The sequence below is a fragment of the Leuconostoc sp. genome, assembly GCF_965300815.1.
Genome location: NZ_CBDKZH010000089.1, coordinates 1 through 5,053, shown reverse-complemented (window position 1 = coordinate 5,053; position 5,053 = coordinate 1). Strand labels below are relative to the sequence as shown.

The following is a 5,053-nucleotide window of genomic DNA, read 5'->3' as shown; positions in this document are numbered from 1 at the left end:
GGTTGCAACCTTACCAACATTTATTTGATCAAATTCTGGCGCAAAAGCCTTACACCTTGCCAGCAGAACAGGAAGCGCTGCTGGCCGGAGCAGGGGATATTTTTAACGCGTCAGAAAACACTTTTGGTGCGCTAGATAACTCCGACATGACTTTTGGGGATGTCCATACTGAAACGTGTGAAGTGGTGCCATTAACAAATGGTCTTTACAGCCTGTTGCTGGAATCTAAGTCACGTGAATTGCGCCAAGAAGCGTTTGAAACCTTGTACGATAGTTACATTGCCTTGCAAAATACTTTTGCGTCAACGTTATCGTCACATGTCAAAGGCCATAACTATTTAGCGAAAGTGCGTCACTATCGCTCAGCACGGGAAGCAGCCATTCTGCCACATAGCCTACCCACATCAGTATTTGAAACGTTACGTGAAACGGTTGATGCCAATTTGCCATTGTTGCATCGCTTTGTATCACTCCGTAAGCAAGTTTTGGGTGTTGACGATGTGCACTCATACGACCTCTACGTACCGTTGGTCGATGAGATTGATTTTGATGTCACTTATGACAAAGCCAAAGACATTGTGTTGGCCGCTTTGGCACCATTAGGACCAGACTACATTGCCGTGGTTAAAAAAGCCTTTGACGAACGCTGGATTGATGTGGTGGAAAATAAGGGCAAGCGTACTGGCGCTTATTCGAGTGGCACCTATGACACGAACCCCTTTATTTTGTTAAATTGGCAAAATAACTTAAATAACGTCTACACTTTGGCCCATGAAATGGGACACTCAGTGCATTCTTATTTGACCCGTCAAGCACAACCTTATCATTATGGTGATTACCCAATTTTCCTAGCTGAAATTGCGTCAACAACCAATGAAAGCCTACTGACGGATTATTTGTTAAAGACAAATGATGATCCAAAATTCCAAGCTTATGTCTTGAATCAGTATCTTGATGGCTTTAAGGGCACGGTGTTCCGACAGACTCAATTTGCAGAATTTGAAGATTGGATTCATGAACAAAGTGCCGCTGGGGTGGCGTTAACAGCTGACGCGATGAGCACGTACTATGCAGCATTGAATCAGAAGTACTATGGGCCAGATCTCTTCCCGGATGAAGAAATCGCGTATGAATGGGCCCGTATTCCACATTTCTACTACAATTATTATGTCTATCAGTATGCCACTGGTGAAGCCGCAGCGACGACTTTAGCTGATCGTATTTTGAACCAGAATGGGGCAGAAGCGTATAAAGACTACTTAAAGGCCGGTGCCTCAGACTATCCATTAGCCGTTATCGGCCAAGCAGGGGTTGATATGACGCAAGCGGATTATTTGAAGGAAGCCTTTGGCGTGTTTGAAAAGCGTCTCGATCAGTTGACAGATTTGTTAGTTCACAAGTAACCACATTGATCTGTCTTATGGTACTGCCATGTTTATGGTAAAATGATAGGACAATAAATGGAGAACAACAACATGCAAACGACACCGCCCGAAGAATTAGTGGCTGTTGCGCTTGAAGCGCTTGACGAAACTTATACACCGTATTCACATTTTCCAGTGGGTGCTGCGTTATTGACAGCATCAGGCACTGTATTTAAAGGGATCAACATCGAAAATGTCTCTTTTGGTCTCACCAATTGTGCAGAACGCACTGCTATTTTTAGTGCCATGGCAGCTGGTCATCGCCAGTTTGCTGGTTTAGTAGTTGCCGGGCGCACAAGTGAGCCAATTGCCCCTTGTGGTGCATGTCGACAAGTCATGGTCGAACTTTTCCCATCCGACATGCCAATTTGGTTGATTAATGATACTGGCAAAAGTGTGCAAACGACGATTGCGGATTTAATGCCAGGGTCATTTAACGCACTGGCGTAGTATCACGTTGATACGTCGCTTAAAAGTACTGACTTGAAGGAGAGCATATGCAAAAGCAAAAAGTACTCGTTTTTGACGGCACAGCACAAGCCGCAATTGATTATTTAAAAGCCCATGATTTAGAAGTGATTTCAAATCCACAACAATCAGATGCCGATTTTCTTGCCGCAGCTGATGTAGATGCGGTGATTTTAATGATGCATCCGCTATCCGAGCAACTATTATCACAGATGCCAAATCTTAAAGTGATTGCGCGTTATGGTGTGGGCTATGACAATGTTGATTTGGCCGATGCAACGGCACATGATATTGTTGTCACCAATACGCCAGGGGCGAATGCAACGGCGGTTGCGGAAACGGCTGTCATGCATATGTTGATGGCTGGACGTTATTTCTATCAACAACGACAGAGCATTACTGACCCCAACGTGCCAAATGGGACGGGGCAAGAAGTTTCGCATAAGACAGTCGGCATTATTGGTTTTGGGGCTATTGGTCAAAAAATTGATGAATTGCTGACGGGATTTGATGTCAACGTGCTAGCCTATGCCCGACATGACAAACCTGTCAAAAACGGGCGTATGGCCACGTTAGACGAGATTTATACGACAGCAGACTATATCATCTTGGCGCTGCCAGCAACGCCAGCAACGCAACATATGATTGATACGGCTGTTTTCAAGAAAATGAAAAGCAATGCCGTCTTAATTAACATTGCGCGTGGGGCAGTCGTAGACGAAGCGGCCTTAATTGCCGCCTTGAAGACAGGTGAGATTGCTGGTGCGGGGCTAGATGTGGTCACGGTTGAACCAGTTGCACCAGATAATGAATTATTAACATTACCAAATGTTTTTGTCACACCACACGTGGCGGCAAAATCAGTTGAAGCGTTTGATGCGGTTGGGTTAGCGGCAGCACAAGAAGTTGTGCGTGTCTTAAACGGTGAAGCACCAAAAAACCAAGTCAATTAAAAAACACGTCGCCTTTTTAGGGCGACGTGTTTTTTTATTCAGGTTTGTGTAATGAAACAGGGAGCATGTCAAGGTCTGGTAATGCTTCATGATTAATTTCAGCAAATAGGACGTCAATGAGACGTTGTGCGGCCTCATGGATTGGCTGCACGATTGTTGGGAGATCGGGGTGCAACTGTTGGACAATTGGTGAACCGTCATACCCTGCCACAATCACGTCCTCAGGGACACGAATGTTTGCCCGGCGTAGCGCATTTTGTAGCTGGACAGCCATCATGTCATTATAAGCAAAGACGCCATCTACTTTCTCTGTCACAATCAAGTCAACAATCTCTGCCATCTCTTCGGCACTGGCAAATTCATTAGAATTAGAATTAATACTGTGCTCAATTAAGCGGCTTTTATTGGCAATCGCATCCGCAAAGCCAACATAACGTTGTGCGGTTGGGGATGCAGAAGGGTCGTTGTCACATAATACCAGCAGATTCTTAGTCCCTTGAGAGACAAGATATTCGCCAATGAGATAGCCACCGCGATAATTGTCTTCATGAACAATCGGAATATTATCTGCTAAATGACGATCATATGACACGATTGGGAGAAAATTATCTTGATAACTGGCGATACCGAGATTATGTGATGAGGTGATAATACCTTCCACTTGATTAGCTGCTAACATTTGCAAATATTGTTGTTCTTTTTCAATGTTATTGGCACTTGTGGCAATAATCACTTTGTAGCCTTTTTCAAATAAGAGTTGTTCGATTTCCGTGGCTAAAGCGGTAAAAAAGGGATTTTGAATGTTAGGGAAAATTAAACCGATAAATTGTGACGATTTACCTTGTAGTGAGCGAGCCATGGCATTTGGTTGGTAGTGCAACTCGCGCATGGCAGCATGAACTTTATCAATCGTTTTTTGGCTCAAGGAACCATAATTATTGATGACGCGTGATACTGTTGTAATTGAAACGCCGGCCAATTCGGCGACGTCACTTAATTTTGCAACCATTGAAACCTCCGTTTACTGCTAAAAATTGTGTTGCATTTTTAATCACTAAGCACATTCTATTATACACTTTTTCGCGGCAAAACTTTTAGCAAAAAAATTGCTTAACGCTTGACAAATTATTTAAAAGGGTTAATATGGTCTTATAAGTTAAAAACATCACAAGTAAAACGGAGCGGAAAACATGGAAGCATTAGTGTTGACTGGTATTAAGTCACTGGAATTGAAAGAAATTGCACAACCTGAAATCAAGCCTGACGAAGTTAAGATTCATACAGCCTTTGCTGGTATTTGTGGTACCGACCATGCGTTGTATGCTGGTTTGCCTGGTTCTGCACCAGCGGTGCCACCAATCGTCTTAGGTCACGAAAATTCAGGTGTGGTTGTCGAAGTTGGTTCAGAAGTCACAAACGTTAAGGTTGGGGATCGTGTGGCAGTTGACCCAAACATCTACTGCGGTCAATGCAAGTACTGCCGTACAGGACGTCCAGAATTATGCGAACATCTCTCAGCTATCGGGGTGACGCGTGACGGTGGCTTTGAAGACTACTTCACAGCACCTGCCTCAGTTGTTTACCCAATCCCAGACAATGTGTCATTGAAGGCGGCAGCTTTGGTTGAACCAATTTCTTGTGCCGTTCACGGCATTCAATTGTTGAAGGTATCACCATACCAAAAGGCACTTGTCATTGGTGATGGCTTCATGGGACAATTGTTTGTCCAAATTTTGCAAGCTTACGGTATTCACGAAGTTGATTTGGCTGGTATTGTGGATGAAAAGTTGGCCATGGCGAAGGACAAGTTTGATGCAAAGCGCACATTCAACACAATGGCCGGTGACAAGATTCCTGATAGTGAATATGACGTTGTCATTGAAGCGGTTGGTTCACCAAAGACACAAGAAGCAGCGATTGAAGCTGCTGCACGTGGTGGTCAAGTGTTGATGTTTGGTGTGGGTGGTCCAGACGACACATTTGAAATGAACACTTATGAAGTCTTCCAAAAGCAATTGACAATTCAAGGTTCATTCATCAATCCAAATGCCTTTGAAGACTCATTGGCTTTGTTGGCATCAGGTAAGGTGGATGTTGAACCTTTGATTTCACATGAATTGGACTATGCCACTGTTGAAGACTTCTTGAACGGCAAGCTTGGCGTGGTGTCAAAGGCTGTTGTGAAGGTTGGTGGCGAAGAAGCGTAAC

5 protein-coding genes are annotated in these 5,053 nt (G+C 44.0%); 4 read left to right on the top strand and 1 reads right to left on the bottom strand.

The window, feature by feature from the left end; all coding sequences use genetic code 11:
• The 3 genes from pepF to ACW12G_RS06105 all read left to right on the top strand — a co-directional run.
• A partial coding sequence (pepF, locus tag ACW12G_RS06115) for an oligoendopeptidase F (protein ID WP_455647521.1) occupies positions 1–1,403 on the top strand: 1,403 nt, incomplete at its 5' end.
• A gap of 72 nt (positions 1,404–1,475) precedes the next feature.
• Positions 1,476–1,874, top strand: a complete 399-nt coding sequence (locus tag ACW12G_RS06110; protein ID WP_010006087.1) for a cytidine deaminase — start codon at positions 1,476–1,478, stop codon at positions 1,872–1,874.
• A gap of 47 nt (positions 1,875–1,921) precedes the next feature.
• Positions 1,922–2,845, top strand: a complete 924-nt coding sequence (locus ACW12G_RS06105) for a phosphoglycerate dehydrogenase (RefSeq protein ID WP_146976313.1) — start codon at positions 1,922–1,924, stop codon at positions 2,843–2,845.
• 34 nt (positions 2,846–2,879) lie between these two features.
• On the opposite strand, the gene ACW12G_RS06100 is transcribed toward ACW12G_RS06105, so the two are convergent.
• Positions 2,880–3,854, bottom strand: coding sequence for a LacI family DNA-binding transcriptional regulator (locus ACW12G_RS06100; RefSeq protein WP_068850726.1), 975 nt, complete (start codon positions 3,852–3,854; stop codon positions 2,880–2,882).
• 181 nt (positions 3,855–4,035) lie between these two features.
• Here ACW12G_RS06100 and ACW12G_RS06095 point away from each other — a divergent pair, with 181 nt between their 5' ends.
• A complete protein-coding gene (locus ACW12G_RS06095) occupies positions 4,036–5,052 on the top strand; it encodes a zinc-dependent alcohol dehydrogenase family protein (protein WP_455647520.1) in 1,017 nt (338 codons plus the stop codon).
• Position 5,053 lies beyond the last annotated feature (1 nt).

Excerpts from the sequence above, each read along its gene's own strand:
- ACW12G_RS06110 (WP_010006087.1), top strand. The coding sequence starts at position 1,476 with ATGCAAACGACACCGCCCGAAGAATTAGTGGCTGTTGCGCTTGAAGCG.
- ACW12G_RS06105 (WP_146976313.1), top strand. The coding sequence starts at position 1,922 with ATGCAAAAGCAAAAAGTACTCGTTTTTGACGGCACAGCACAAGCCGCA.
- ACW12G_RS06100 (WP_068850726.1), bottom strand. The coding sequence starts at position 3,854 with ATGGTTGCAAAATTAAGTGACGTCGCCGAATTGGCCGGCGTTTCAATT.
- ACW12G_RS06095 (WP_455647520.1), top strand. The coding sequence starts at position 4,036 with ATGGAAGCATTAGTGTTGACTGGTATTAAGTCACTGGAATTGAAAGAA.